Origin of the sequence: Paraburkholderia sp. BL6669N2 (assembly GCF_003387275.1) — a bacterium.
Lineage (GTDB): Bacteria > Pseudomonadota > Gammaproteobacteria > Burkholderiales > Burkholderiaceae > Paraburkholderia.
The window spans coordinates 1,175,176-1,201,112 of record NZ_QUNA01000002.1; the positions used below are offsets into that span (position 1 = coordinate 1,175,176).

Sequence of the window (25,937 nt, forward strand, 5' to 3'; positions counted from 1 at the left end):
GCAGCCGTCCTCTTAATGCGCACATAGCATGCTCCTACAATCGGCGGCTTGCGTGCCGGTGTCCGCAGTATTCCCGCCGGTGCTTCCTTAAGCGGCCAACCGGGGCGCCCAGATTCCAGATGAAACGCGAACATGCGATCGAGCCGACGGCGGATTCCCGCCGGCAGTGGGGCCGCATGTTGCAAATGCTAAGCCCGGCCGTCCGCGACTGGGCGGCCGGCGAGAGTCTGATCTGGCTGCATCTGCTGAAAACCGTCACGGCGGGCTTGCTGGCGCTGGGCATTGCGATGCTGCTGGATCTGCCGCAGCCGCGCATTGCGATGACCACCGTGTTCGTGCTGATGCAGCCGTTCAGCGGCATGGTGCTGGCGAAGAGTTTCTACCGGATTCTCGGGACCGCGGCGGGCACGGTCGCCGCGCTGGTGCTCGGCGCGCTGTTCGTCCAGCAGCCCGAGTTGTATATGCTCGGCATGATCGGCTGGGTGAGCGCCTGCATTGCGGCAGCGGTCCGGTATCGGCATTTCAGATGGTACGGCTTTGTGCTCGCGGGTTATACCGCTGCGCTGATCGGCATCCCGAACGTCACAGTGCCTCACGACCTGTTCCTGGCGGCGCTCACGCGCGCGGCGGAAGTAGCTGTCGGTATCGTGTCTTCGAGCGCGGTGAGCGCGCTGATCGTGCCGCAGCGGTCCAGCCTCGCGCTGCGGCGCGCGCTACAAATTCGGTACGGAAATTTTACTGCGTTCGCTGCCGACGTGTTGGCTCGCGGCATCAAGCGGGGCCAGTTCGAGCGACGCTTCGCGAATCTCGTCGACGAGATCGTCGGGTTCGAGGCGACACGTACTTTTGCCGCCTTCGAAGACCCGGCCATGCGTTCACGCAGTCAGCATCTCGGTCGTCTGAACGGCGAGTTCATGGATGCCTGTGCGCGGCTGCATGCGCTGCATCAACTGCTCAAGCGGCTACATGCGAACGGCTCGGCGCCGATCGTCGCGGCGATCAAACCGTATTTCGACGAACTGGCCGCGCTCATGGCGCCGCAGTTCGAGGCCCCGGTGGATGCATCGCGCATGGCAGCCCGTTTGCAACATTTCCAGGCGAGCCTGCCGAGGCGTGTGCGTGAAACGAGACGGCCGCTGGAAGCCGCGTCCGCCGAATCGCTGGCGGACTTCGATACGGCGGCGGAACTGCTGTACCGGTTCGTCGACGAATGGATCCGCTACTCGCGGACCTACGCATCCGTGACGCAGCGAAAGCGTGACGACAGCCATCCGCGAACGAAAAGCCGCTATGTGAGCAAAACCAACACCTTTGTCGTTGCGCTGACGTTTATCCGCTCGGCTGTGGTGATGGCGATCGCGGGCTGGTTCTGGTTCATGACCGACTGGCCGAGCGGCGGCCTTGCGGTGATCGGCGCGGCGCTGGCGTGCGCGCTGACATCGACTGCGCCGAACCCGTCGAAGATGGCCGTGCAGATGGCCGTCGGCGCGGTGCTGGCCACCGTGACCGGCTACGTGTTCACGTGCTACGTGTATCCGAACATCGACGGCTTTCCGCTGCTGTGCGCGACGCTGGCGCCGGTGCTCGCGCTCGGCGCATTCATCGCCACGCGCAAGCTGGCGGCGGGATACGGGATCGGTTTCTCTGTGTTCTTCTGCCTGCTCGCCGGACCCGACAACGTCGTCACTTACGCGCCGGATCTGCTGATCAACAACGGCATCGCGTTGAGCGCGTCGATGCTGTTGGCGGCGCTCGTTTTCGCGGTGGTTTTCCCGGCCGACATGCCCTGGCTCATCGGGAAAATCATGGGCGATTTACGCGCGCAAGTCGTATTCGCGTGCAAGGACGCACTGCCGGGTCTCAATCAACGCTTTCAGTCGAGCACGCACGACCTGACTTCACAGTTGCGCATGCTGTTGACGCGACGCTCCCGCCGCCGCCGCGATGCGTTGCGCTGGACACTCGCGACGCTCGAAGTCGGCCACGCCGTGATCGACCTGCGCAACGAAATGGCGCGCGCCGACTACGTGCAGACTCTTCATCCGCGCTGGATCAGCACCGTAGAGCATGCGCGCGACGACCTCGCGCGGCTCTTCGAGCGGCCCGACGCGCGTGGTCTCGAGCGAGCGCTGCTGTCCGTGCGCGCGGCCACGTGGCTTGCGCAGGACGTGCTGCAAATGGTTCATGCCGATCGCGACAAGCGTCACGATCTGCAGCGCATCCTGAGTTGCCTGCATTTCATTCGCACAGCGTTGCTCGACAAGGACGCGCCGTTCAACCCGCATTGACCGATGCACGCGGCGACGGACTCTGTGCAGCGATCCTTCTGCAAGATGGAAGGATCACTTCCGGACCGCCCCATTTATCCGCGGGACAGGCAGCCATATAGTTTCATCACTACCCCACGGTTTCCCCAAAGGGTTTCCCGCGGGGCAGCACCGTAAGTCCTGGAGAACGAAATGAATGTGTTGAAGATTGCCCTGATTGCCTGCTCTTTGTCCGCTGTCATCGCTCACGCGCAAACGGCGCCGGCCGCACCGGAACAACAGGTTGCCCAAGCGAATGCGCAGCGCGCGAAGAATGCCGAAACGCAAAGCCGCAGCGCCACACCGGCAATCAAAGCTGACGAGTGCGTCGGACCCGTGAGCTTCTGCAACATCTACTTTGGCAGCTAGGCTGCGCCACTCGTTATATCTGACGTATGTGCAAGACCTGTCGCGAATGTTCGACGCGCGACGAATCACCTGACCGCGACCGCGTCCCATCGTGACGCCGCGGCGGGTGCGACAATCCGGCTACCGAGCGAAGCACACCGCAGACGTGCGCACCGGTAGTCTGGACGGGTGACTATGGAGAGACCCAGTTTCATGTACCAAGACCGGATTCGCTGCGCTGAGTTGCGCGCAAAAATCACTTCAGCCGCCGAGGCGGCGCTTCTGATTCAGGACGGTATGTGTGTCGGCGCGAGCGGCTTCACGCGCGCAGGCGATGCCAAAGCGGTCCCCGTTGCGCTTGCCGAGCGCGCCCGTCAGGAAGGCAAGCCGCTGCGCATTACGTTGATGACCGGTGCGTCGCTGGGTCACGACGTGGACCGTACGCTCACCGAGGCGCACGTGCTGGCGCGCCGCTTGCCGTTTCAGGTGGACAAGACGCTGCGCGACGCGATCAATCGCGGCGAAGTCATGTTCGTCGATCAACATTTGTCTGAAACGGTCGAGATGCTGCGCGCGAACCAGCTCGGCAAACTCGATATCGCCATTATCGAAGCCACCGCGATCACCGAGACCGGCGGCATCGTGCCGACCACCTCGGTGGGCAACTCGGCGAGCTTCGCGATTCTCGCCGACAAGGTGATCGTCGAGATCAATCTTGCGCAACCGCTTGCGCTCGAGGGACTGCACGACATCTGGATTCCGGGCCGCAGGCCGAACCGCGAGCCGCTGCCGATCGTCCGTCCGCAAGACCGGGTCGGCACGCCGGCTATCGAGATTCCGCGCGAGAAAATCGCGGCGATCGTCATCACCAATATGGCCGACAGTTCGTCCACCGTGTTGCCGGCGGATGCCGAGACCGAGTCGATCGCGGGTCATCTGATCGAGTTTTTCCAGCACGAAGTATCGCGCGGGCGCATGCCCAAACGCTTGCCGCCGTTGCAGGCCGGCATCGGCACGATTGCCAATGCCGTGCTGGCCGGTTTCGTCGATTCGCCATTCGACGCCTTCGAAATTTACTCAGAGGTACTGCAGGATTCGACCTTCGATCTGATGGATGCCGGCAAGGTGACGTTCGCCTCCGGCGCGTCGATCACGTTGTCGGCCGCGCGCCAGGCGCAGGTGTTCAGCGAACTCGAACGCTATCGCGATCGACTTGTTCTGCGTCCGCAAGAAGTCAGCAATCATCCTGAAGTGATCCGCCGGCTCGGATTAATCGCGTTGAATACCGCGCTCGAATTCGACATCTATGGCAACGTGAATTCGACACACGTGGGCGGCACGCACATGATGAACGGCATCGGCGGTTCAGGCGACTTTGCGCGCAACGCGTCGTGCGCGATCTTCGCGACCAAGTCGATGGCGAAGGGCGGCCGCATTTCGAGCATCGTGCCGATGGTGCCGCATTGCGATCACAACGAACACGACGTGGACGTGGTCGTGACCGAGCAGGGACTTGCCGACTTGCGCGGTCTCGCGCCGCGGGAACGCGCAACGTTGATCATCGACAATTGCGTGCATCCGCTCTATCGCGATCTGTTGCGCGACTACTATAGGGAAGCATTGAAGGGAGGCGGGCAAACGCCGCATCAGTTGGATCAGGCTTTCGCCTGGCATACGCGGCTGCGGGACACCGGCTCGATGTTGCCGGCGGTGGAGACAAGGCTTTAAACGCGGGTTGTCGGATCAAACCGGCGTCAGGTGGCATTTGCCCCTGACGCCGAAAGACATCAGGTGCTACGCTCAGGTGCCTCGTCGAATGAGGCGGATAAGAAACAATAGAATGACCGCGCCGATCACCGCCGTGATGATCGAGCCGATCCAGCCGCCGCCCAGCGAAATGTGCAGCACGCCGGCGAGCCAGCCGCCGATAAACGCGCCGACAATCCCGACGATGATGTCGACGATCAGGCCGAAGCCGCCGCCCTTGACGAGCACGCCTGCCAGCCAGCCAGCGATCGCGCCGATGATGAGCCATGCAATGATGCCGTGTTCCATAATCGAGACTCCCTAGTTGAGTGTGAAAAATTCACGGTGACAGAGCTTAGTCGATGGTTATGGGACAGTCCATATTCAGGACGCGGAATTAACATTGTCTAAATCTATTGCAGATCAAGTGTAGACGATGCGCGCGCAGATAGGGAACTTACACGTCACGCTTACTCCGGCGTCGGCTCCGCTTCTCTGGCCGTCCAACTGACGCTGGAAACGCTCTTCTCCATGCTGATGCGGCTGGCCATCTGTTCGAGCTTCGACTGATCCTTGGGGTGCATCTTCAACGTTGCCGTAACGCGAATGCGTCCTGGGTTGTTTTCAACGTCCTCGCTCGTCAGGCTTTGAAACGACAGCGGCGTCGAATACATGGAGTTGGAGACGGCGGTACGAATGTGGATCTCGTCGGCTTCCCGGCAGACGATCGTCAATACATATTCGCGGACCAGGTCGGCGTTCGATACCGGCGTCGCGTTGATCGTACGGCTGACTTCGCGCAGCACGGTATTGGTCAACAGCACGACGAGGGTGCCGGCGAGCGCCGGCCCGTAATGACCCGCGCCGCACAAAACGCCCACCGCGGCCGAGCACCACAAGGTTGCCGCAGTGTTGATTCCCTGGATGGAACCCTTATCGCGCATGATCACGCCTCCGCCGAGAAAGCCGACGCCGGAGACCACATAGGCGGCGATCTGGGTGATGCCGGCCGTGCCGTTGCCGGTCAGTACGCCGAGCGTGACGAACAGGCACGCGCCGCTCGCGACCAGCGTGATGGTGCGCAGGCCGGCATTGCGCTGACGCATTTGCCGTTCGAGGCCGATCGCGACGCCGCAGGCGAAGGCGGCGAGTAGCCGCCAGACGAATTCAATGGTCATCGGTAAGCAAGGTTGAGGCGCAAAACTGCACAGTGTGAACCGTACACGTGACAGCAGCACGTCCGTCTCGATGGGACGCGGGCGCGTTCAGGCGTGGCGCAGCGGGAACCAACGGTTCACGGCGCCGACAGTCGAGCAAGGTCGGCACGGCATGGAGCCGTGCGGCACTTCACTGCAACTTACTGGCAATTTCGCTGGTAAAAAGTGGGTATCAACGACGTGCACCGTCGGCCCGAAGGCAAGACGGCGACAGCAAAGACTGGCGCGGAAATCTTGCCGATCAGGCGATCGGGCGAATCGAAGCTCGACGGGTACTACTGCTACTGTCCAAGATCGTGATTCCGGGTAAATGAACTGGGCGGATTTTAAGCATCTCTGCAAAGGTAAGTCAAGTCGCGACGGCGCGAGGCGGCGAATGAATTGCATGCCATCTTTGGGGAAGTTTCCGCATGCATGGGAGAGCTATTCCTACATAAATACGGACTCCGAATATTGACGGTCGCCGTCCCGGAAAACACACTGTCTGCATCATCCGTAACACGTCGCGGGGCCTTGGCGCTCAAATGCGCGGTCCTATTTGTCGGGTATTCGCTCTTGCAGCGTTGCGCCGTGATCCGCACGACGTCGTTATTTCCGCCGCTCATCCGAATCGAGGAATCTATGAAAGTTAAAGCTCTTGGCGTCATCGCCGGCGCGTTGATCGCTGCCGCTCCGCTCGTGTCGTCAGCCGCAGCTCTGCCGGCGCCGTTTGAAGGCAGCAGCACGCTGCAGGCAGACGGTGTCGTGAAGTCGGTCGATCAGGCTAACCATTCAGTCACTGTGCTCGACGCGCAAGGCGGTGAAGCGTCATTCACCATTACCGACACGCGCAATCTCGGGCAGATCCGGCAAGGCGGCAAGGTTCACATCCGCATGATGCGCAATGCCGTGATCAGCGTCACGCAGAGCGCCAGCGGTCAAGCGGCAGCGGCTCAGATTGCCCAGCAGAACACGGTGCAGAGCGTGCACGCCCGGGTCGAGTCCATCGACCACGTTTCCGGCATCATGGCGCTCAAAGACCCGAATGGCTCCCTGTTTCATATCCAGGGCCGCGATCCCGCCAAGATCACCGGCGTGACACCGGGTATGCAAGTGGTGGTGGCGTTCGCACCGCAAGTCAGCGTGGCCGTGGCGCCCGCGCAGTAACGGGCGCCTTGATCGGACCTGTCGGGCCTTAATCGGGCTCGCCGGGTACGAGGCGCAAGCGCGTGATTTCGGAAGGTGCACCCAGGCGCTTCGGCGGTCCCCAGTAGCCTGTGCCGCGGCTCGTGTACACCCAGAGTCCATTCAGCCGCGCGAGGCCGGCGGTGAAAGGCTGCTGAAGGCGCACGAAGAAATTCCACGGGAAGAACTGGCCGCCATGCGTGTGGCCGGATAGCTGCAGCGTGAAGCCGGCTGCGGCGGCGGCTTCGGCTGAGCGCGGCTGGTGGGCGAGCAGCACCTTGATCAGTACGTCGCCGGGTGCGCCGGCCAGCGCCGCGACTGGATCGCTGCGGTGCGCCGGATCGTGATGGCCCGCCGAATAATCGGTCACGCCGGCGATCACGGCACGTGCGCCGTCGTGATCCACGATCACGTGCTCGTTCAGCAGGACGTTCAATCCCAGGCGCCGGAATTCGTCGATCCAGGCGTTGGCGCCAGCGTAATACTCGTGATTTCCGGTAACGAGAAAAGCGCCATGGCGTGCGCTCAACCGTGACAGCGGTTGGGTATGGTTGGTCAGTTGCGGCACGCTCCCGTCCACGACATCGCCGGTGACAGCGATCAGATCCGGCTTGAGGCGATTCACCGCGTCGACGATTGCATCGACATAGCGTCGTTTGATAGTCGGGCCGACGTGAATATCGCTGATCTGCACGATCGTGAAACCGTCGAGCGCGGCGGGCAGATCGTCGATGGGCACTTCGATCGTCACCACCTTGGCGCGGCGGCGAGCGTTGAACAGGCCGACCAGCGTGGAAAGCAGCGCGAGCAGCGGCACAGCCGCGGCGGAGCCGGTTCGCCAGTGCGGGATGGCAATGGTGTTCGGCCAGATTGCATCGACGGTAAGGAGCGAAGCGAGCACGAGATCGCGCGCGAATGTCAGGACCAGGAGCGACGAAAAGAAGCCCATCGCCAGCAGGCCGACCCATGCGAGCCGGTCGCCCAGTGGTTGTTGTTTGATCGTGCGCGCCAGCATGCCGAGCGGAATCAGAAAGATCGACAGCACGAGCCACAGCGCGCACAGCCAGCGGCCGGTCATGTCGATCGGCATGTCCGGTATCAGACGCAAGCCCACGTAGATATGCAGGAGAATGCCAATCAGGATGAAACGAACAAGAAACGATGAGCGGCGCATAGAGAGGATCAGGGCGGGAAGGGGCCGGCACACGGCGGAGCGGCGGCGGCTCGTCGACCGCGGCAATGCCGCGGCGAACGAGCCGATCCATTCTACCGAGATGTGCAACCGCCTGCCGGCCGCGCCAAATTGACGCCGCTATGGCAAAACGTCCAAGGCTAACAGGCACGCGCACGGTATTGCATTGCAGCAGCCCAAGCGGCTGAGGGTGGGCCGCTCAGGCCGCCGATGTGCTCGAATTAAATGGGCTTTGAATTGTGGTCGGGCGTGGACTATTCTCAAATAGAACCGGCTTGTATCGCAGTCAGGGCAAAGGCCACAGCGAGGGCCCGCGCAGTCCGCTCGCGGTTCGTACTGTCGCCGGCAGAGGGCAAAGCAGGAGGCACATATGAAGCTGATCAGATCAGGCAACCCGTTCCGCCACGCGCATCACGTCGGATACGAGGGCAGCCACGTCATGCTGCCACTCGTGGTCATTTCGGTAATGGCGATCGGCTTGTACTTCGGCGTGCGCAACATCGATTTTTCCGAGTTGGGCAAAAGCGCGCTGTTCTATGTCGTCATGCTTAGCGTCGCTCTCGGCATCGCGGGACTGTTCGGCGTCGTGGGGGCCTGGGTGCGGTCCAACGGCGACGAAGCCGAAGAGGGCTTCTGCTTCATCGGCGCCTTGATCGGCGCCGTGGTCTTCTACGTGGCGATCTTGACTTGACCGCGCAGGGACGTGACAGGCACCGTGCGTCAGACGATCCGCGCGGCCTCGTCGAAAGCGAAGCGCGGGCTGCGCGGGAACAGTTTCGATGGGTCGCCGTAGCCCAGGTTGATCAGAAAGTTCGACTTCACGGTGGTGCCGGCAAAGAACGCTTCGTCGACCTTGGCGGCATCAAATCCTGACATTGGGCCCGTGTCCAGGCCAAGTGCGCGCGCGGCGAGAATCAGATAGCCGCCTTGCAGCGTCGAATTGCGAAATGCCGTGTCGGCGATCGCTTTCTCGTTACCGGCAAACCAGCTGCGTGCATCGGCATGCGGAAACAGCTTCGGCAGGTGCTCGTAAAACGCCATATCCATGCCGACGATCGCCGTGACCGGCGCTGCCATCGTCTTCTCGAGATTGCCTGGTGACAAAGCCGGGCGCAGTTTTTCCTTGCCCTCCTGCGTTCTGACAAAGACGAAGCGGCCCGGACTCGAATTGGCCGATGTCGGGCCGAGCAGCACGAGTTCGATGAGTTGCTTGAGCACGGCGTCGTCGACTGGTTTTTGCTGCCAGCCGTTATGCGTGCGCGCTTCGCGGAAAAGCTGATCGAGCGCCTGGTCGGAAAGAATCATTGGATGGTTCCTTGAAGGTGACGTGGGCGAAATGAAGAGGACGGCGCCGGATCAAACCGCAAGCTACGCGAGTAGCGTCGTTATCGTTGCCGCCATAATAGCCAAGGTTCTCATCCAGTCGCGCTTTGTGCGCGCGATTGTACTCAGGCATTCTCATGACGGATCTTTTTGCGGATTTTTCTGATGCTCTGCCGACGCCCGACGTCGACTGGTATCCAGATTGGCTGTCGCCTGAGGCGGCGGCACGGGCCTTGACGCATCTCTTCGACGAAGTCGAATGGCGTCAGGACATGATGGGCACGCCTGCCGGGCGTGTGCCGTTGCCACGGCTGACCGCGTGGCAAGGGGAGCCTGACGCCGTCTATGTTTACTCGGGTATTCGCAACGTGCCACAAGCCTGGACGCCGACCGTCGCCGAACTGAAGTCCGCGGTGGAGTCGATTTGCGACGCGCATTTTAATAGCGTGCTGATCAACCGCTACCGAAGCGGCACGGACAGCATGGGCTGGCATGCGGATCGCGAGCCCGAACTCGGCACGCATCCGGTGATTGCCTCGGTGAGCCTGGGTGTCGCTCGCACGTTCGATCTGCGGCACAACAAGACCGGCGTCGTGCAGTCTTTTTCGCTGAAAGGCGGCAGCTTGCTGGTGATGAAGGGCGACACGCAGGCGGATTGGCGGCATCGGGTGCCCAAAGAGCCGCGAGTGGCGGGCGAGCGCATCAACCTGACGTTTCGATGGGTGACGCCGAGTGCAGGTGTGCGCTAATGCGGCGTGCATTGCGCGAGGGCGTTTCGCCGCAGATCTGACCAAGCCGACCAGGCTACCAGGCCGCCAAGCCACCAGGCCACCAGGCCACCAGGCCACCAGGCTACCAGGCCGCCAAGCCACCAGGCCACCAGGCCACCAAGCCACCAAGCCACCAAGCCACCAAGCCACCAAGCCACCAAGCCACCAAGCCACCAAGCCACCAAGCCACCAAGCCACCAAGGCACGGAACATGTAAGCGCATAAAAAAAGCGCAAACGCAGTAACGCCAGGCAACGCGCCCGAGCCACATCAACATCACGTCCCGCGACCACCCACAACCGCCAGGCGCGCTATACCAAAATTGATATCGCCGACGCGAATCATATGATTGGACGGTTAACGCCCTACACACTACGCTACATCACGATCCACGCACCGTGAGCGCCGCAACGGCTGGGCGGATTCGATGGGTCGCCTACACAACAACGATCAGGAGACAGTCATGGCGAATACACGACGCGCCGCATGTCGTGCGTTGGGCGCGCTCGCACTTTGCGCGGGCTTCGGTGCGCTGACGCTGGCCACGCCGGGCGCTTACGCGCAGGACAAACAGATCACACTGGGTTTTGCGCAGGTCGGCGCGGAAAGCGCATGGCGCACCGCCAACACGGAGTCGGTCAAGTCCGCGGCGGCCGACGCGAAGATCAAGCTCAAATTCTCCGACGCCCAGCAGAAGCAGGAAAACCAGATCAAGGCGATCCGCTCCTACATCGCGCAAAAAGTCGACGTGATTGCGTTTTCGCCGGTCGTCGAGTCGGGCTGGGAACCGGTACTGCGCGAGGCTAAAGCCGCGAAAATTCCGGTGATTCTCACCGACCGGAACATCGATACGAAAGACCCCTCGCTCTATGTGACGATGATCGGATCGGACTTCCTGGAAGAAGGCCGGCGCGGTGGTCATTGGCTCGCGGATCACTACAAGAACGACCAAGGCCCGGTCAACATCGCTGAACTTCAGGGCACGGTCGGATCGGCGCCCGCCAACGACCGGCACTCGGGTCTCCTCGAAGTGATCAAGAACGATCCCAAGTTCAAGATTATTGCGTCGCAAAGCGGCGACTTCACGCTCGCCGGCGGCAAGCAGGTCATGGAAGCGTTTATAAAGACATATGGAAATAAAATAAATGTAGTTTATGCGCATAACGACGATATGGCGCTCGGCGCCATCCAGGCGATGGAAGAGGCCGGCATGCATCCGGGCAAGGACATCATCGTCGTTTCGTTCGATGCGACCAAGGGCGGCTTCCAGGCCATGGCCGCGGGCAAGATGAATGTCGATGTGGAGTGCAGTCCGCTGCTTGGTCCGCAATTGATGTCGGCGGTGAAAGATGTGGTGGCCGGCAAGCAACTGCCTAAGCGCATCCTGACGGAAGAGACGGTCTTCCCGATGAGTGTCGCCGCGCAGACACTGCCGACGCGCAAGTACTGACGGCAATTGATAAGGCTTCCTGACTGTCAAAAGCGGGCATAGAAACGCGGACAAAAGCGCAACCGGGAAGCGCGGTACCGACACACGAAAAAAGGTTTCTCCAGTGGTGCCTGGCCGTCCGACTGCTTGGGCAGCGGCGGCCTCTTTTCCGCGCACTGCCGGCTTGAGGCCGCTGGAGGCCGCCGAACCACGCACCGCCGATCGAGCGAGGCCTATGACGCATCCCGCATCTGAACCGAACCCGCCGGCCGGCATCATCGGCGCCGCCGCAACCCATGCCGACGGCACCACGAACCGCGTCGAGCCGATTCTCGCGACCGCCGGAATCAGCAAGACATTTCCTGGCGTGAAGGCGCTGCAGCGGGTCGATTTCCGCCTGTTCCCCGGCGAGATCCACACGTTGATGGGGCAGAACGGCGCGGGCAAATCCACTTTGATCAATGTGCTTACCGGTGTGTTAGCGCCGGACGCCGGCACGATCAGCCTCGGTGGCCAGGTGGTGGCGTTCGCCTCGCCACAGGAAGCTGAAGCGGCCGGCGTGCGCACGCTGTACCAGGAAGTGAATCTGTGCCCGAACCTCTCCGTTGCGGAGAACATTTTTGCGGGGCGGCAGCCACGGCGCTTCGGCGCGATAGATTGGCCCGATATCAAGCGGCGCGCCCAAGCTGCGCTGGCGCGCCTCGACGTGATACTCGACGTCACGCGATCGCTCGACGCCTATCCGATCGCCGTGCAGCAGATGGTGGCCATCGCGCGAGCGCTTTCGGTCGACGCGCGCGTGCTGATCCTCGACGAACCGACCTCGAGCCTCGACGACGGCGAAGTCAGCCAGCTTTTCAAAATACTTCGGCATCTTAAGCAATCGGGCATTGCAATTCTGTTCGTCACGCATTTCATCGAACAGACGTACGCCATCTCCGACCGCATCACGGTAATGCGCAACGGCGAGCGCGAAGGCGAATATCTCGCGCGCGATCTGCCGGCCGATCAACTGGTATCGAAGATGGTCGGCCACGAGCGGATGAGCGCGCGTTTGCGCGAAGCCGCGCAGGAAGGGCACGGCACGGAAGAAAGACAGGCCGCGCAGACCGGCCAGCCGTTCGTCGAGTTGCGCGGCGTGGGACGGCGCGGCACGCTGCAGCCGATCGATCTCGACGTGCAGCCCGGCCAGATCCTCGGTCTCGCTGGTTTGCTCGGCTCGGGCCGCACGGAAACCGCGCGGCTGCTGTTCGGTGCGGACCGAGCCGACAGCGGCACGATCCTGGTGAAAGGGCGCCCGGTGCGGCTGCGTTCGCCGCGCGACGCGGTGCGCCACGGCATCGGCTATTGCGCGGAAGACCGCAAGAAAGAGGGCATCGTCGCGGAACTGTCGATCCGCGAAAACATTCTGCTGGCGTTGCAGGCGCGGCGCGGCTGGTGGCGCAAGATCAGCCGGCAACGCGCGCGCGAACTGGCCGATCTATGGATCGAGCGGCTCGGCATCAAGGCCGCGGATGCGGAACAGCCGATCGGCCTGCTGTCCGGCGGCAATCAGCAGAAAGCGCTGCTGGCGCGCTGGCTCGCCACCGATCCCAAACTGCTGATCCTCGACGAACCCACGCGCGGCATCGACGTTGCGGCCAAGTTCGACATCATGGATCGTCTGCTGGCGCTATGCGCAAGCGGTCTGAGCATCCTGTTCATTTCGTCGGAGATCAGCGAGGTGCTGCGCGTGAGCCATCGCGTGGTGGTGTTGCGCGACCGTCGCAAGATCGCCGAAGTGGCCGGCAAGGCGTCGAACGAAGACAATATCTATCGACTCATCGCGGGGAGCGGCGAATGAAGCTATCTAACTGGTTCGTACGTGACGGCGCCGAGCGTCCTTTGATCTGGCCGTGCGTCACGCTGGTGTTGTTGTGCGGGCTGAACCTGTGGGTCAATCCGCATTTCCTGTCGCTACGCATGCTCGACGGCCATCTGTTCGGCGCGCCGATCGATGTGCTGAATCGTGCCGCGCCGCTGGTGCTCGTCGCGACCGGCATGACGCTGGTGATCGCGACGCGCGGCATCGATATTTCGGTCGGCGCGGTGGTGGCGATCGCGGGCGCCGCCGCGGCCACGATACTCGCCACGCAGCCGGTGCCGACTGGCGGACTGATCGCGCAGGCACTGCTGGCGGCTTTGATCGTCGGCGTGCTGAGCGGCATGTGGAATGGCTTGCTGGTGTCGTTCGTCGGGATGCAGCCGATCATCGCCACCTTGATCCTGATGGTCGCCGGGCGCGGCATCGCGCAATTGCTAACGGCGGGGCAGATCATCCCGATCGGCGCGCCGGGCTATCTGTTTGTAGGCGGCGGTTATTGGCTCGGCGTGCCGTGTTCGGTGTGGATCGCCACGGTGTCGGTGCTGGCAACCGCCGCGCTCGTCGAAGGCACCGCGCTCGGACTGTTCATTCGCGCGATCGGCGTCAATCCGGTCGCCACGCGTCTGGTCGGCTTGCGCTCCAAGGCGCTCGTTTTCGCGGTGTACGGCTTCTCGGGACTGACCGCGGCGATGGCGGGCATTCTGATCAGTTCGAACGTACGCAGCGCCGACGGCAACAACGCCGGCCTGCTGCTCGAACTCGATGCGATCCTCGCGGTGACGCTCGGCGGCACGTCGCTGCTCGGCGGCCGCTTCAGTCTCGCGGGCACGGTGCTGGGCGCGCTCATCATTCAGACGCTCACGTACACCACCTATTCGATCGGCGTACCGCCGGAAGCCACACTCGTCGTCAAGGCGGCCGTCGTGCTCGCGGTGAGCGTGATCCAGTCGCCGTCGGCGCGCGCGCTCGGTATGGCGCTTGTCACGCAACGGAGGGTGGCGCGATGAGACGCATCCTCGAAGCCTGGGCTCATATTGTCGACCCGCGTACGCTGCCGATCGCCGTGACGATCCTGTTGTTCTGCGCGCTGTTCGGATTCGGCTCGGTCATGTACACGGGATTCTTCTCGTGGCAAGTGCTGCTCGATCTGCTGGTCGACAACGCGTTCCTGCTGATCGTGGCGATCGGCATGACGTTTGTGATCGTGTCCGGCGGCATCGACCTGTCGGTGGGTTCGGTCGTCGCGCTGACGACCATCGTCGAGGCGGTGCTGTCTGAACATCTGCATTGGCCGGTCTGGGTGATCCTGCCGATCGTGCTGTTGATGGGCACGGTGTTCGGCGCGGTGCAAGGCGCGTTGATTCACTTCTTCCGCTTGCAGGCCTTTATCGTCACTCTAGCAGGCATGTTCTTCGCGCGCGGCTTGTGTTTTCTGATCACGACACAGTCGATCACCATCACCGATCCGACGTTCCAGAAGATCTCGGCGTTTCGCCTCGACATCGGCATCGGCTCGGTGACGGCTAATGTGCTGATCGCGTTCGTCACGCTGCTGGCCGCGATTTACGTGGCGCATTTCACGCGCTTCGGCCGCAACGTCTACGCGATCGGCGGCAACGCGCGTTCGGCTTTGCTGATGGGCTTGCCGGTGGCGCACACGCGCATCGGCGTGTATGCGCTGAGCGGCTTCTGTTCGGCGCTCGGCGGCGCGGTCTTCACGTTTTACGTGCTGTCGGGTTACGGCTTGCAAGGGCAGGGCATGGAGCTCGATGCGATCGCCGCGACGGTGATCGGCGGCACGCTGCTGACGGGCGGCGTCGGCTATGTGATCGGCTCGCTGTTCGGCGTTGGCATTCTGGGAACGATCCAGACGCTGATCACGTTCGACGGCACGCTCAGTTCGTGGTGGACCCGCATCGTGATCGGCGCCTTGCTGTGCGCGTTCTGCTTACTGCAACGGCTGATCGAGCGTCATGCGAAGTCCGTGGGCCGTCCGGGCGGCACCGGCGCGGTCGTGACCGCGGGACGCGAGCGCGGGCGTGCGGACGGCTCGGCGGCGTCGGATTCGCATGTGATCGGGCGCGCGCCGGAACAGGCTTGAACGCGCGCGCCGCGGCGGCTCACGCGCTGAGTTGCCGTCCTCTGGTTTCAGGCAGCGTCAACGCGGCGAGGATCACTATGCCGTACGCCGCCGCAGCGAACACGCCGATCGCATGGCCGAGCGTCGTCGTCTGCGACACATAGCCGATCAGGAACGGAAACGTCGCGCCGACCGCCCGCCCGAAGTTGTAGCAGAAGCCCTGACCGGAGCCGCGAATCCGCGTGGGAAACAACTCGGTGAGGAACGCGCCCATGCCCGAGAAAATGCCGGACGCGCAGAAGCCGAGCGGGAAACCGAGCGCGAGCATCGAAAGGTTATCGAGCGGCAGTTGCGTATAGATCAGCGCAATCGCGCACGACGCCAGAGCGAACGCGATGAAGGCGCGCTTGCGGCCGATTCTGTCGCTGACATAAGCGCCGGTCAGGTAGCCGCAATACGAACCGACGATCACCACGCCCAGATAGCTGCCGGTGCCGATCACACTCAGATGCCGTTCGGTCTTCAGATACGTCGGCAGCCACGTGGTCACCGCGTAGTAGCCGCCTTGCACGCCGGTTGCCAGCACGGACGCGCGCAGCGTCGTCCAGACGATCTCGCCACGGAAAATATCGAGCAGCGAAGTGCGCGTTTGCGTGGCGGCCTGCGCCGCTTTCTGCGCCCGATGCACCTCGGGCTCGTCGACGAAGCGGCGGATCCAGATCACGAACGGCGCCGGCGCAATGCCGATCGCGAACAGCACGCGCCACGCGTAATCGGCCGGGACCAGTGAGAACACGGCCATGAAGAGCAGCGTTGAGATACCCCAGCCGATCGCCCAGCCCGCCTGCACGAGTCCGACCGCCTTGCCGCGATCGCGCGCGCGGATCACTTCGCCGATCAGCACCGCGCCGGCCGTCCACTCGCCGCCGAAGCCGAGGCCCATCAGCCCGCGCGCCCACAACAGCTGCGAGAAATTCTGCGCCAGCGCGCAAGCCAGCGTGAAGACCGCGAACCAGAGAATCGTGATCTGCAAGGTCTTCACCCGGCCGATGCGATCCGACAGCACGCCGGCACCCCAGCCGCCAAGCGCTGAACTCAGCAGCGTGACGGTGCCGATCAGACCGGCGTCGCCGCGCGTGATGCCCCACGTCGCTATGAGTGTCGGAATCACGAAGCTCAGGAACTGCGTGTCCATGGCGTCGAGCACGTAGCCGATCTTGCAACTCCAGAAGGCGCGCTTCTCGCTGGCGGAGATCTGCCGATACCACGCGAACGGGCCTTGTCCTGCACCGGACTCGCCATAATGCTCGGCATCGGCGGTCAACTGCGCTTCGGTTTCCATGCTTGTACTCCGGTCGTCGTTGGCCGTGTCTCGTCGCACGGCGGGTGAGGGTACAAAGGCTGCGGCTACAGCACCGCCAGCGTGGTGTTGGGAATATCGGTAACGAGCATGTGCCCCGGTTTATGAGCGATCGCGAACGGCAGACGCGCGCTTTCGATGGCGGCTTGCGGTGTGACTCCGCAAGCCCAGAACACGGGCAGCTCGTCGCCGCGTACTTCGACGGCGTCGCCGAAATCGGGACGCGCCAGATCGCGAATGCCGATCAGCGACGGATCGCCGATATGAACCGGCGCGCCGTGCACCGCGGGAAAGCGGCTGGTGATCTGGATCGCGCGGATGGCGTCGGCGGCTTTCATCGGCCGCATCGACACGACGCGATTGCCGCCGAACACGCCGGCCGCCACGTTACGCTCGCGGGTGCGATACATCGGCACGTTGACCTGCTGTTCGATATGACGCAGCGCGATGCCTTCACGCCGCAACATCTCTTCGAAGGAAAACGAGCAGCCGATCGCGAACACCACCAGATCGTCGCGCCACAATTCGTCGAGGCTGCGCACTTCTTCGGCGCGCTCGCCATGCCGGTACACGTAAAACGCCGGCACGTCATTGCGGATGTCGAGATCGGCGCCGAGCGCGGGCACGCGCCAGTCGCCCGGTTCACCGATGCCGAGCAGCGGACAGGCTTTCGGATTCAGCGTACAGAAGCGCAGGAAATCGTCGGCGTGCTGTTTGGGCAGGATGGCGAGATTGGCTTGCGCATAGTCGCCGCAATAACCCGCAGTGGGGCCGGACAGGCGACGGTTGCGTATCTGCTGACGAAACTCGGACGGCGTGTAGGACATGGACTGCTCGACTCCAGGTAGATCGCGTGGCTGAAAAACTGTCGCGGATGCAACCCAGATTAGTAACGTCAAAAATATCCATCCAGCGAGTTTTTATTGGGTTTCGTTAAATTAAACTTAACAGCGCCGTGGCCCGTTCACGGCGATGATCGCGTGCAACCCGCCGCTGTTAAGAGAGCTCCGTCATGAATACCCGCTTTGTCGAAACGTTTCTGACGCTCGCCCGTCTGGGTAGTTTTCGCGCGACGGCCGCCGCCATGCACGCGACGCCCGCGGCGATTTCGCTGCGCATCAAAACGCTCGAAGCGGAGTTGGGCGTCGAGTTGATCGAGCGCGATGCGGCCGAATTTCAGCTCACGGCGAATGGCGAGCGGCTGCTCGCGCATGTGCGCTCGGTGGTGCAGGCCACGCGCTCGCTGCAACTGGCCGCGCAGGACGAGACACAAGTGGCGACGCGTTTGCGCCTCGGCGTGATCGAGACGGTGGTGCATAGCTGGCTGCCGGACTACATCCGCCTGCTGAACCTCGAGTACAACCGTATCGTCGTGGATCTCACGGTCGATTCGAGCGCGATACTCGGGCCGCGCTTGCGCGCGGGCGACCTGGATCTGGTGATTCAAGTGGAAGAAACCGCGGAGCCTGAGGCGTCGATCGTGTCGACCTTATTGGCGAGCTACCCCGTGCGCTGGATCGCGCGCAGCGATCTGATTCCGGCCAACCGCGCGAAACACGTGCAGACCGTGTTGAGCAAGCCCGTGCTGACGTTTGGCCGTGGCACCGCGCCGCAAGTCGCCGTCGAGGCGATCGTGCAGGCGCTCGCCAAACGCGCCGGCGTGCCGCTCGCGCAGACTCAGGTGACCTGCATGCCATCGGTCGCGGTGATCGTGAAACTGCTGCGCGACGGCTATGGGATTGCCGCGGTGCCCGCGCTATTTGTCGAGCCCTATCTGAGCAGCGGCGAACTGGGGCAATTGCAGGTGCGTCCACTGCCGCCGCCGATCGACGTCGCGATGTATTACCGCGACGACGCCGATGTCGGCGTGCTCGCGGCATCACGTGTCGCGCGAAACGCCCTCGATCAGTATGTGAAGGCGATGGGGCGGCAGTTGATCGAGAAACGCTGAGGCAAGCATGAGGAACACGCCGTCCATCATTCAATGCGCGTCGAGACGCCGTCGTGCGGTGGCCACGAGTCGATCGAACGAGAAAGTGCTGGCGGCGAGCGCGGCGGTCTCCGGCAAGTATTCGCGCGCGATATCGGTCAAGACCTGGCCCGGCGGCGCTTCGATCAGCACATGCGCGCCCATTTCCTGCATCACCGTGAGCGCGTCGAACCAGCGCACGGTGTAACGCATATTGGTGGCGAGGTCGTCGCGGATCGCGTCCGCCGTGTACAACGGACGGCCACCGCGATTGCCGACATAGATGCTTTGCGGCGTGTGAAAAGGGACGTCCTTCGCGTAGGCGATCAGTTCGTCCGTGGCTTGCGCGAGCAATTCGCAATGCGACGGCACGCTCACCGCGAGGCGAGTGGCCTTGCGCGCGCCCGCAGCCAGTGCGCGTGTGATGAAGGCGTCAAGTGCATCATTTGCGCCCGCTATGACGATCTGGCGCGGCGCGTTGACATTGCCGATGTAGACATGTTGCTGAACTTCATCCGCATGTCGCGCAGCGAGCGTTTCCACTTGATACTCGGTCAAGCCCGCTATCGCGGCGAGCCCGTAGCCGGATGGGTACGCTGTCTCCATCAGCTCGGCCCGGCGGCGAACCATTTTCAACGCGTCTTCGAAGTGAATCGCGCCGCAGCTCACTGCCGCCGGATACGCGCCGACCGACAAGCCCGCACTGATCTCCGGCACGAACCGTTCAGCAGCCAGCGCACGCGTGAGCGCCACGCCCGCGACCGTCAGGCCGATCTGCACGGCGACGGTCGAGCGCAAGGCGTCCGGCGTGTCCAGTGTGAGCACATCGACGCCGAGCACGTGTGACGCTTCGTCGAGCGTGTCGCGCACCGCATGATGCTCCGGCAAACGATGCAGGAAGCCATCGCTCTGCGCGCCCTGCCCGGGGAAAAGCAGCGCGAGCATCAGGCGTCGTCGCCATGAGACGCGGAGCCCCACGGATCGGCGATCAGTTGCGGGCCGCGCGCGTGGCGTGCCAGCACACGTGGTTTGCCCGCGGCCCATTCGGCCAGCGCCACACCGCCAGCGGGTGTATCGAGTTGCGCGTCCACGCGAACGCCGATGCGTTGTGCGAGCGTTTGCAGATAGTGCAGCAATTCGCCCGCAATGTCTGACGTGAGCGGTTTATCGTGCGTTCGGATGAGCAGATCGAGATCGCTTGATGCCGTCACCGTCGGCACGTGTGTGGCCAGTTCGAAACCGGCGCTGCCGGTCGGTCCCCAGACGAATGCATGCAACGGGCCGGTCGCGTCGTTTTGCAATGCGGCGAGTGCGGCGAAGGCGGGCAACGCGTCACGGCCGGCGAGCGGTCGGCGTGAAAGAGCTTCCGGCGACACGGCGCTCACCACATCCGCCGACGATGCCCACGTGCCATAACGCTCCGAACGTCCAATACCGCGCATCCCGATCGCGACGAACCCATCCGCCGCCAGCGCGCGCCGTACGACCGCATACGGCGCGCGCCCGAAAGCCTCGCGCACCCACGACGGTTCATCGTCAAACGCTTCCAGGCGTTGCAGACGCAGCAAGTCGTGCGGCCGCCATCGCACATCGCACGAGAGCGCGTGGTCGATTGCAAACGGCGGCGCGGCACAGACTTGCATCACACCGCGTCCCACTGTTCGGCGAGACGCCGGCGCACTTCGATCGACGCCGCGCGATTCTTCCGCGCCGCCTCGGATTCCAGCCGATGCGCGAGATTGCGGCGGCCATCGTCGCGCACGCTCCGGATCTGCTCGGCCAACATCTGGCGCACGCGCTCGATCTGCGCGGCGTCCGGCGCATCGGCATCGACGCCGTCGATCAACTGATCGAGCAAGCCGAGCTTGGCGAACGACGCCATCGAGTACGACATCGGCACGATGGTTTCGCCGAGCGCGTCGAGTTCTTCGACCGTGCGGCGCGTGACGCGCGCGGCGGCTTCCTTGCCCATCGCATGAACCATGGTGCCGGGCGCGTCGAGCGCGACGATGCGGTTGCCTTGATAGCCGTGCGCGAGGAAAGCGCCCGACATGGCCGGCCCGACGATCAGCGCGATCACCGGATGACCGGCATCGCGCGCGGCGGCGTAGGCGTCCACGGCCGCGGCGCACGCCAGGTGAATGCCGAGCATCTCCTCGCGATATCCGTACGCCTGGCTTTTCACATCGACGATCGCGACGATCGGGCGGCGCGTGCCGCTGGCTTCGTCCCGCGCAATGGCGCCGCGCACGGCGCGCGCGAGCCGCCAGCCCTGTTCGAGTCCGACCACGTTGTCGGTGGCGCGCGGAAAGCGGTTGGCGGGGTCCGGCACGACTGAGAAGAAGTGCGCGGTCTCTTCGCCGAGCGGCGCGTCGCCGCTCAACACAGGCGCCTGGCTGGCCGATTCGCCGGCCAGTGCCTGGAACCAGCGCGCGCCGCGGCTGAGTTTTGCGTCGCTCATGCTTGCTCCTTGCGCGAATCGCTTTGCGTTTGACGGTTGAACACGTCACGCATGGTTTCGGGCGTGACGCGGGCGGGATCGATCCGCGCGAGCCGGTCGAGGAACATGTCGACCTGTTCGCTGCGATGCGCGGCGGGCACGCCTTGCTCGAAGGCGGAACGCACGGCGGTGCGCACCGCGTCGGAATCGTCGTCGACCAGTTGATCGGCGAGCGCCGTCGCCGTGCGCTGTTCGCCGCCGATCAGTTGCCATACGCGGCGGCGATCGCTGGCATCGAGTTCGTCGATGCCGGCTTCCTGTTCGATCACTTCGGGCCCATTCATGCCGAGCCGCCCTTGCTTCGTGACAACCAGGTACGAGCACAAGGCAGCCGCCAGCGACATGCCGCCGAAGCAGCCCACCATGCCCGCGATCACGCCGACCACAGGCACATGCCGCCGCAGTGCGACGATCGCCGCCTGAATCTCCGCGATCACCGCGAGGCCGAGGTTGGCTTCCTGAAGCCGCACGCCGCCGGTTTCGAACAGCACGACCGGCCGCACGGTCTTGCCGCGTTCGCAGTCGCGCAAGGCCAGCTCGAGCGCCGCGGCGATCTTGCTGCCCGACACTTCGCCGATGCTGCCGCCCTGGAACGCGGATTCGATCGCGGCGACCACGGCGGGCTCGCCGCCGATGGTGCCGCGCGCGATCACGCAGCCGTCATCCGTCTGGCAGACCACGCCCTGCAGCGGCAGCCACGGCGATTCGATCTTGTCGAACGGGCCGAGCAGTTCGCGGAAGGTGCCCGCGTCCAGCAGCGAGCGGGCGCGCTCACGCGCCGGCAGTTCGATGAAACTCTCGCGCAGCATCGGCGCGGGATGAGCGGTCGCAACCGTAGTCATGCGTCGTCTCCCCGTTCGGCGGCTTCGGCGGCTTCGACCGCTTCCGCGAGACGCAACGCGACCACGCCGGGCGTCGCCCCGAAGTCGTTGATTTCGATTTGCGCGGCGCCGTCATAGCGCGTGAAGAAGCGATCGAACACGCTCTTCCAGATGTGGCTGTAACCATCGACGCTGGTGCGCACGACCACGTGTGCGCTCAGCGCGCTAGCCTGGTCGGCGGGCGAGAGCAGCACTTCCAGATCGCCCGAGCCCACCACGCCGACGTGCGCGCGGGTCGTGACGGCGCGTTGCGCCGGATAGTCGAAGGTCAGATGTTCCATGAGTCGGGGCTCCTGTCGGCGTCGTGATGCGCCAGCATGTCGAGAAAGAGGGTGGCGGCGAGCAGATCGGCTGCGCCGCCGGGCGATGCGTTGAGCGTCAGCAAGTCGTGTTCGAGCGCGGCGAGCGCGGCGCTGCCTGCGGGCGTCGAACTGCCTCCCGCGTCCAGCACGCGTTGCGCGCCGTGTTGTCCGGCATGCAAACCGGGCAAGCCCGCGCGATGCAGCAGGCAGGTGTCGTCTAGTGTGGCCATGATCGAGAGCAGGGTGTCGACGCGCGCGGCGTTTTCGTCGATGCCTCGCTGACGCGCCGCGAGCAACGCGGGCAGGCCTACGTCGATCACATGCGGGAAGCCGTCTTGCGCTTCACGGCGCGCGCCACCGACCTGGTAGCGCTGACGCGCGCGTTCGCCGTGGCTGTCGGAAGGCGCGGCGAAGCGATCCGGGAAGCAGGCGATCTGCGCGGCTCGCGTGCAGATCTGCGATGGATTCGCGCGCCTGGTGCCGGCGGGCAGCGACGCCCCCGCGACCAGCAGGCCGACGATCCAGATCGCGCCGCGATGCGCATTGCTGCCGCCCGTGGCGTGCAGCATGTCGAGCTCGCCGGCGCGGCCGATCTGCGCGAGTTCGGCGCGCAGCAACGCGGACGCCTCCCTGCGGCGGCGCGCCGCGCGCGCGAGCGCCGCGAACGTCGGCTCGAGCGCGTGCGCCGAGCGCAGCATGGTGTCGAGATCGAGGTCGCGATGCGCGCCGCTGCCGCGCCGGTCGACCAGCGCGGGCTTGGGCGTGAGTTGGGCTTCGTCGATCAGCGCGGTGATGGCGTAATGGGCGAGTTGCGCGTCGGAAGGCGTGGGTACAGCGTTAGCGCAAGGCGCCTGCGCTTCTCCTCGCGCGAGCAAAGCAACGGGCGCCATGCTCACCAGCTCCTGAAGCGTGCCGGCGGTTCGTACAAGCCGCCCGACCACGTCACCAGATCGTCGATGCTGCGTGCCGCCAGCAGCGAGCGCTTGGCCTCGCCGCGCCGGATACCGAGATCCTCGGGATACGCGACGATGCCGCGCCGGCGCAGCTCCGCCGTTTTTTCCGGCTTCGCCCGCAGCCCGATCGGCGTCACGCCGGCCACGGCGGCGATCGCCGCGCGCCGTTCGTCGATGCCCTCGGCCTTGTGCAGATGCGCGATGCCTTCCTCGGTGACCACATGGCTGACGTCGTCGCCGTAGATCATCACGGGCGCAACCGGCATGCCGCTTTTCGCGCCGACCGCGACGGCGTCGAGTTCATCGACGAAGGTCGGCTCGCCGCCTTTCTTGTAGGTCTCGGCCATCTGCACGACCAGCTTGTGGCCACGCGACACCGGACCCTCGTCGCGCAGCAGCTTGAGCCACGCTTCGCTCGAATGACGCCGGCCGTGCGGATCGTGGCCCATGTTCGGCGCGCCGCCGAACCCGGCGAGACGCCCGCGGGTGACGGTGGACGAATTGGCGTCGGCATCGATCTGCAAGGTCGAGCCGATGAACAGATCGACGCCGTATTGCCCGGCCAGCTGGCACAGCACGCGGTTCGAGCGCAGGCTGCCGTCGTTGCCGGTGAAGAACACGTCCGGACGCGCCTCGATATACGCCTCCATGCCGACTTCGCTGCCGAAACAATGGATGCTGTCGACCCAGCCCGATTCGATCGCGGGAATCATGGTGGGATGCGGATTGAGTGTCCAGTTGCGGCAGATCTTGCCCTTCAGGCCGAGCGACTCGCCGTACGTGGGCAGCAGCAATTCGATCGCGGCCGTATCGAAGCCAATGCCGTGGTTCAGCGACGTCACGCCATAGGGCTCATAAATGCCGCGAATCACCATCATCGCGGTCAGCACCTGCAGGTCGCCGATGTGGCGCGGATCGCGCGTGAACAGCGGCTCGACGGCGAACGGCCGGTCCGCCTGCACGACCACGTCGACCCATGAACCCGGAATATCGACGCGCGGCAGTTCGTCGACGATCTCGTTGACCTGCACGATCACGATGCCATGACGAAACGCGGCGGCCTCGGCGATGGTGGGCGTGTCTTCGGTATTCGCGCCGGTGTACAGGTTGCCGTGACGGTCCGCCTTTTCCGCGCACAGCAGCGCGACGTGCGGCGTCAGATCCACGAACATGCGCGCGTACAACTCGACGTAGGTATAGATCGCACCGATTTCCAACTGGCCGTCTTCGAGCAGTTGCGCGACCCGCAGACTCTGCGGGCCGGCAAACGAAAAGTCGACCTTATGCGCGATGCCACGCTCGAATAGCGTCAGATGCTCGGGCCGGCCGATGCTCGAAATCAGCAGATGCACGTCGTGAATCTTTTGTGGATCGACGTTGGCGAACGAGCGGGAGAGGAAATCGGCCTGCTTCTGGTTGTCGCCTTCGAGAGCGACGCGATCGCCCGGCTGAATCAGCGTTTCGAGCGCGTCGACAATGCGCTCCGGCCGCAGCACGCCGTCTTTGAGCCACGGGGCAATGGCGGCGAGGCGGCGGTTCTTTTCGTCGCGGCGCGTGGTCCACGAACGGGCGGCGGTGGGTGTCGATACTGCGGACGCAGCGGCTTCGGCGGGTCGGTTCATCGGCTTAGTCAGGTCCCGGTGGTGGCGCGCGGGCGTCTGCCGCGCGGCTTGGGTTGATTCGCAAGCGCGGCTTCGGCCTGCGCGCGTTCGGTGAGGAAACGATAAAGCAGTTCGCCCGTGCCCAGCAGATGCGCGACGACCAGTTGTTGTGCGGCGGGAATGTCGTGGCGTTTTACGGCGTCGAGCAGCGCGGCGTGTTCATTGTCGGACTCGCCCTTGTACGACGGCAAGCCGAATTTCAGACGCAGATATCTTTCCCCGCGCCGGTGTAGCGTGCCGATCATGTCCTCGAGTTGCGGACGGCCAGCGGGCGCGTACAGGCTCATGTGAAACGCGACATTGCGCTCGACATACAGCGACGGGTTCGACTCGCGTTCGGCGGCGCGGCACAGGCTGGCTGACTCGCGCAACGTGGCGGCCGTGTGCCTGGGTATGGCGAGCCCGATGGCGAGACTCTCCAGCGCGGAACGGATCTCGTAGATTTCGCGCGCTTCTTCCGCCGACAAGGGCGCGACGGTTGCGCCCTTATGCACGGCGGCTTTGGCCCAGCCTTCGCTCTCCAACTGCCGCAGCGCTTCGCGCACGGGAATTGCGCTGACTGAAAAATGCCGCGCGATCGCGTCCTGCCGCAGCGGCGCGCCGGGCGCCAGCGTGCCGTCGACAATCGCCGCCCGAAGCGCCTCCGCGATCACGCGGGACGTGCTTTCACGCGGCGCCGCCGCGGGTAAAAGCGGGGTGCGCGCCGGGGCGTCCAGGGGAAAACCATCTATTGCGTCGTTCATGATATCAAATATTATATATGAAAAGACGCGAATTAAACGCGGACAAACCCGGAAAAAATACTCCCCGTTCTGTCCGCGAAGTCCGCTGACCGGTGGTGCAAGGACACTCCGGTTCATCACTAACGCGCT

At 64.0% G+C, this 25,937-nt stretch carries 25 protein-coding genes; 11 read left to right on the top strand and 14 right to left on the bottom strand.

The features are described from left to right. Positions 1 to 119: 119 nt before the first annotated feature. The 3 genes from B0G80_RS27815 (at position 120) to B0G80_RS27825 (ending at position 4,382) form a co-directional block, all read left to right on the top strand. Positions 120 to 2,288: an FUSC family protein gene (locus B0G80_RS27815; protein ID WP_116121246.1), complete on the top strand. Its 2,169-nt coding sequence runs from the start codon at positions 120 to 122 to the stop codon at positions 2,286 to 2,288. A 171-nt stretch (positions 2,289 to 2,459) separates the two neighbouring features. Next, a complete protein-coding gene (locus B0G80_RS27820) occupies positions 2,460 to 2,675 on the top strand; it encodes a hypothetical protein (protein ID WP_116121247.1) in 216 nt (71 codons plus the stop codon). A 192-nt stretch (positions 2,676 to 2,867) separates the two neighbouring features. After that, positions 2,868 to 4,382 (top strand): acetyl-CoA hydrolase/transferase family protein, encoded by a 1,515-nt coding sequence (locus B0G80_RS27825; RefSeq protein WP_116121248.1) that lies wholly within the window; start codon positions 2,868 to 2,870, stop codon positions 4,380 to 4,382. Between the two features lie 72 nt (positions 4,383 to 4,454). Here B0G80_RS27825 and B0G80_RS27830 read toward each other — a convergent pair whose 3' ends face one another. Continuing rightward, positions 4,455 to 4,709, bottom strand: coding sequence for a GlsB/YeaQ/YmgE family stress response membrane protein (locus tag B0G80_RS27830; RefSeq protein WP_007176844.1), 255 nt, complete (start codon positions 4,707 to 4,709; stop codon positions 4,455 to 4,457). Between the two features lie 161 nt (positions 4,710 to 4,870). After that, on the bottom strand, positions 4,871 to 5,578 hold the full coding sequence (locus B0G80_RS27835) for an MgtC/SapB family protein (RefSeq protein WP_116121249.1): 708 nt from the start codon (positions 5,576 to 5,578) through the stop codon (positions 4,871 to 4,873). A 660-nt stretch (positions 5,579 to 6,238) separates the two neighbouring features. On the opposite strand from B0G80_RS27835, the gene B0G80_RS27840 reads away from it, so the two are divergent. Further along, a complete protein-coding gene (locus B0G80_RS27840) occupies positions 6,239 to 6,763 on the top strand; it encodes a hypothetical protein (RefSeq protein WP_116123737.1) in 525 nt (174 codons plus the stop codon). Between the two features lie 28 nt (positions 6,764 to 6,791). Here the strand turns inward: B0G80_RS27840 and B0G80_RS27845 are convergent, their stop codons facing one another. Continuing rightward, positions 6,792 to 7,955 (bottom strand): metallophosphoesterase, encoded by a 1,164-nt coding sequence (locus B0G80_RS27845; protein ID WP_106311902.1) that lies wholly within the window; start codon positions 7,953 to 7,955, stop codon positions 6,792 to 6,794. A 388-nt stretch (positions 7,956 to 8,343) separates the two neighbouring features. Between B0G80_RS27845 and B0G80_RS27850 the strand changes: the two genes are divergently transcribed. Further along, positions 8,344 to 8,664, top strand: a complete 321-nt coding sequence (locus tag B0G80_RS27850; protein ID WP_106280475.1) for a hypothetical protein — start codon at positions 8,344 to 8,346, stop codon at positions 8,662 to 8,664. A 29-nt stretch (positions 8,665 to 8,693) separates the two neighbouring features. Here the strand turns inward: B0G80_RS27850 and B0G80_RS27855 are convergent, their stop codons facing one another. Next, positions 8,694 to 9,278 carry a malonic semialdehyde reductase gene (locus B0G80_RS27855; RefSeq protein ID WP_116121250.1) on the bottom strand — a complete coding sequence of 195 codons (585 nt, stop codon included), beginning with the start codon at positions 9,276 to 9,278 and terminating at the stop codon, positions 8,694 to 8,696. Between the two features lie 155 nt (positions 9,279 to 9,433). Between B0G80_RS27855 and B0G80_RS27860 the strand changes: the two genes are divergently transcribed. The 5 genes from B0G80_RS27860 (at position 9,434) to yjfF (ending at position 15,460) form a co-directional block, all read left to right on the top strand. Continuing rightward, on the top strand, positions 9,434 to 10,045 hold the full coding sequence (locus B0G80_RS27860; protein WP_116121251.1) for an alpha-ketoglutarate-dependent dioxygenase AlkB: 612 nt from the start codon (positions 9,434 to 9,436) through the stop codon (positions 10,043 to 10,045). 484 nt (positions 10,046 to 10,529) lie between these two features. After that, positions 10,530 to 11,516: an ABC transporter substrate-binding protein gene (locus B0G80_RS27870; RefSeq protein ID WP_116121252.1), complete on the top strand. Its 987-nt coding sequence runs from the start codon at positions 10,530 to 10,532 to the stop codon at positions 11,514 to 11,516. A 214-nt stretch (positions 11,517 to 11,730) separates the two neighbouring features. Then, positions 11,731 to 13,338: a sugar ABC transporter ATP-binding protein gene (locus tag B0G80_RS27875; protein WP_116121253.1), complete on the top strand. Its 1,608-nt coding sequence runs from the start codon at positions 11,731 to 11,733 to the stop codon at positions 13,336 to 13,338. Then, positions 13,335 to 14,366 carry an ABC transporter permease gene (locus tag B0G80_RS27880; protein WP_106280483.1) on the top strand — a complete coding sequence of 344 codons (1,032 nt, stop codon included), beginning with the start codon at positions 13,335 to 13,337 and terminating at the stop codon, positions 14,364 to 14,366. Before B0G80_RS27875 ends, B0G80_RS27880 begins: the two co-directional genes overlap by 4 nt. Continuing rightward, a complete protein-coding gene (gene yjfF, locus B0G80_RS27885; RefSeq protein ID WP_116121254.1) occupies positions 14,363 to 15,460 on the top strand; it encodes a galactofuranose ABC transporter, permease protein YjfF in 1,098 nt (365 codons plus the stop codon). Before B0G80_RS27880 ends, yjfF begins: the two co-directional genes overlap by 4 nt. A gap of 19 nt (positions 15,461 to 15,479) precedes the next feature. On the opposite strand, the gene B0G80_RS27890 is transcribed toward yjfF, so the two are convergent. Together B0G80_RS27890 and B0G80_RS27895 are read right to left on the bottom strand one after the other, a co-directional pair. Then, entirely contained in the window at positions 15,480 to 16,781 is a 1,302-nt protein-coding gene (locus tag B0G80_RS27890; RefSeq protein ID WP_116121255.1) for an MFS transporter, read from the bottom strand. A gap of 65 nt (positions 16,782 to 16,846) precedes the next feature. Next, a complete protein-coding gene (locus B0G80_RS27895) occupies positions 16,847 to 17,626 on the bottom strand; it encodes a putative hydro-lyase (RefSeq protein WP_116121256.1) in 780 nt (259 codons plus the stop codon). A 185-nt stretch (positions 17,627 to 17,811) separates the two neighbouring features. On the opposite strand from B0G80_RS27895, the gene B0G80_RS27900 reads away from it, so the two are divergent. Continuing rightward, on the top strand, positions 17,812 to 18,750 hold the full coding sequence (locus tag B0G80_RS27900) for a LysR family transcriptional regulator (protein WP_116121257.1): 939 nt from the start codon (positions 17,812 to 17,814) through the stop codon (positions 18,748 to 18,750). A 30-nt stretch (positions 18,751 to 18,780) separates the two neighbouring features. Here the strand turns inward: B0G80_RS27900 and mdcH are convergent, their stop codons facing one another. Genes mdcH through B0G80_RS27940 form a run of 8 tightly spaced genes read right to left on the bottom strand, consistent with a single transcriptional unit; the run spans position 18,781 to position 25,808 of the window. Then, positions 18,781 to 19,713, bottom strand: a complete 933-nt coding sequence (mdcH, locus tag B0G80_RS27905) for a malonate decarboxylase subunit epsilon (RefSeq protein WP_116121258.1) — start codon at positions 19,711 to 19,713, stop codon at positions 18,781 to 18,783. Beyond that, a complete protein-coding gene (locus tag B0G80_RS27910) occupies positions 19,713 to 20,411 on the bottom strand; it encodes a malonate decarboxylase holo-ACP synthase (protein ID WP_116123739.1) in 699 nt (232 codons plus the stop codon). Before B0G80_RS27910 ends, mdcH begins: the two co-directional genes overlap by 1 nt. Further along, positions 20,411 to 21,229 (bottom strand): biotin-independent malonate decarboxylase subunit gamma, encoded by an 819-nt coding sequence (mdcE, locus tag B0G80_RS27915; RefSeq protein WP_116121259.1) that lies wholly within the window; start codon positions 21,227 to 21,229, stop codon positions 20,411 to 20,413. Before mdcE ends, B0G80_RS27910 begins: the two co-directional genes overlap by 1 nt. Next, positions 21,226 to 22,110, bottom strand: coding sequence for a biotin-independent malonate decarboxylase subunit beta (locus B0G80_RS27920; RefSeq protein WP_116121260.1), 885 nt, complete (start codon positions 22,108 to 22,110; stop codon positions 21,226 to 21,228). The genes mdcE and B0G80_RS27920 overlap by 4 nt, the downstream gene beginning before the upstream one ends. Then, positions 22,107 to 22,430 (bottom strand): malonate decarboxylase subunit delta, encoded by a 324-nt coding sequence (locus B0G80_RS27925; RefSeq protein ID WP_116121261.1) that lies wholly within the window; start codon positions 22,428 to 22,430, stop codon positions 22,107 to 22,109. Before B0G80_RS27925 ends, B0G80_RS27920 begins: the two co-directional genes overlap by 4 nt. Beyond that, on the bottom strand, positions 22,418 to 23,341 hold the full coding sequence (locus B0G80_RS27930; RefSeq protein WP_116121262.1) for a triphosphoribosyl-dephospho-CoA synthase: 924 nt from the start codon (positions 23,339 to 23,341) through the stop codon (positions 22,418 to 22,420). The genes B0G80_RS27925 and B0G80_RS27930 overlap by 13 nt, the downstream gene beginning before the upstream one ends. 2 nt (positions 23,342 to 23,343) lie before the next feature. Beyond that, positions 23,344 to 25,026 (bottom strand): malonate decarboxylase subunit alpha, encoded by a 1,683-nt coding sequence (gene mdcA, locus B0G80_RS27935; protein ID WP_116121263.1) that lies wholly within the window; start codon positions 25,024 to 25,026, stop codon positions 23,344 to 23,346. Positions 25,027 to 25,034: 8 nt separating this feature from the next. After that, the gene (locus B0G80_RS27940; RefSeq protein WP_116121264.1) at positions 25,035 to 25,808 is read right to left on the bottom strand and encodes a GntR family transcriptional regulator; all 774 of its coding nucleotides are present in this window, start codon (positions 25,806 to 25,808) and stop codon (positions 25,035 to 25,037) included. Between the last annotated feature and the right edge of the window lie 129 nt (positions 25,809 to 25,937).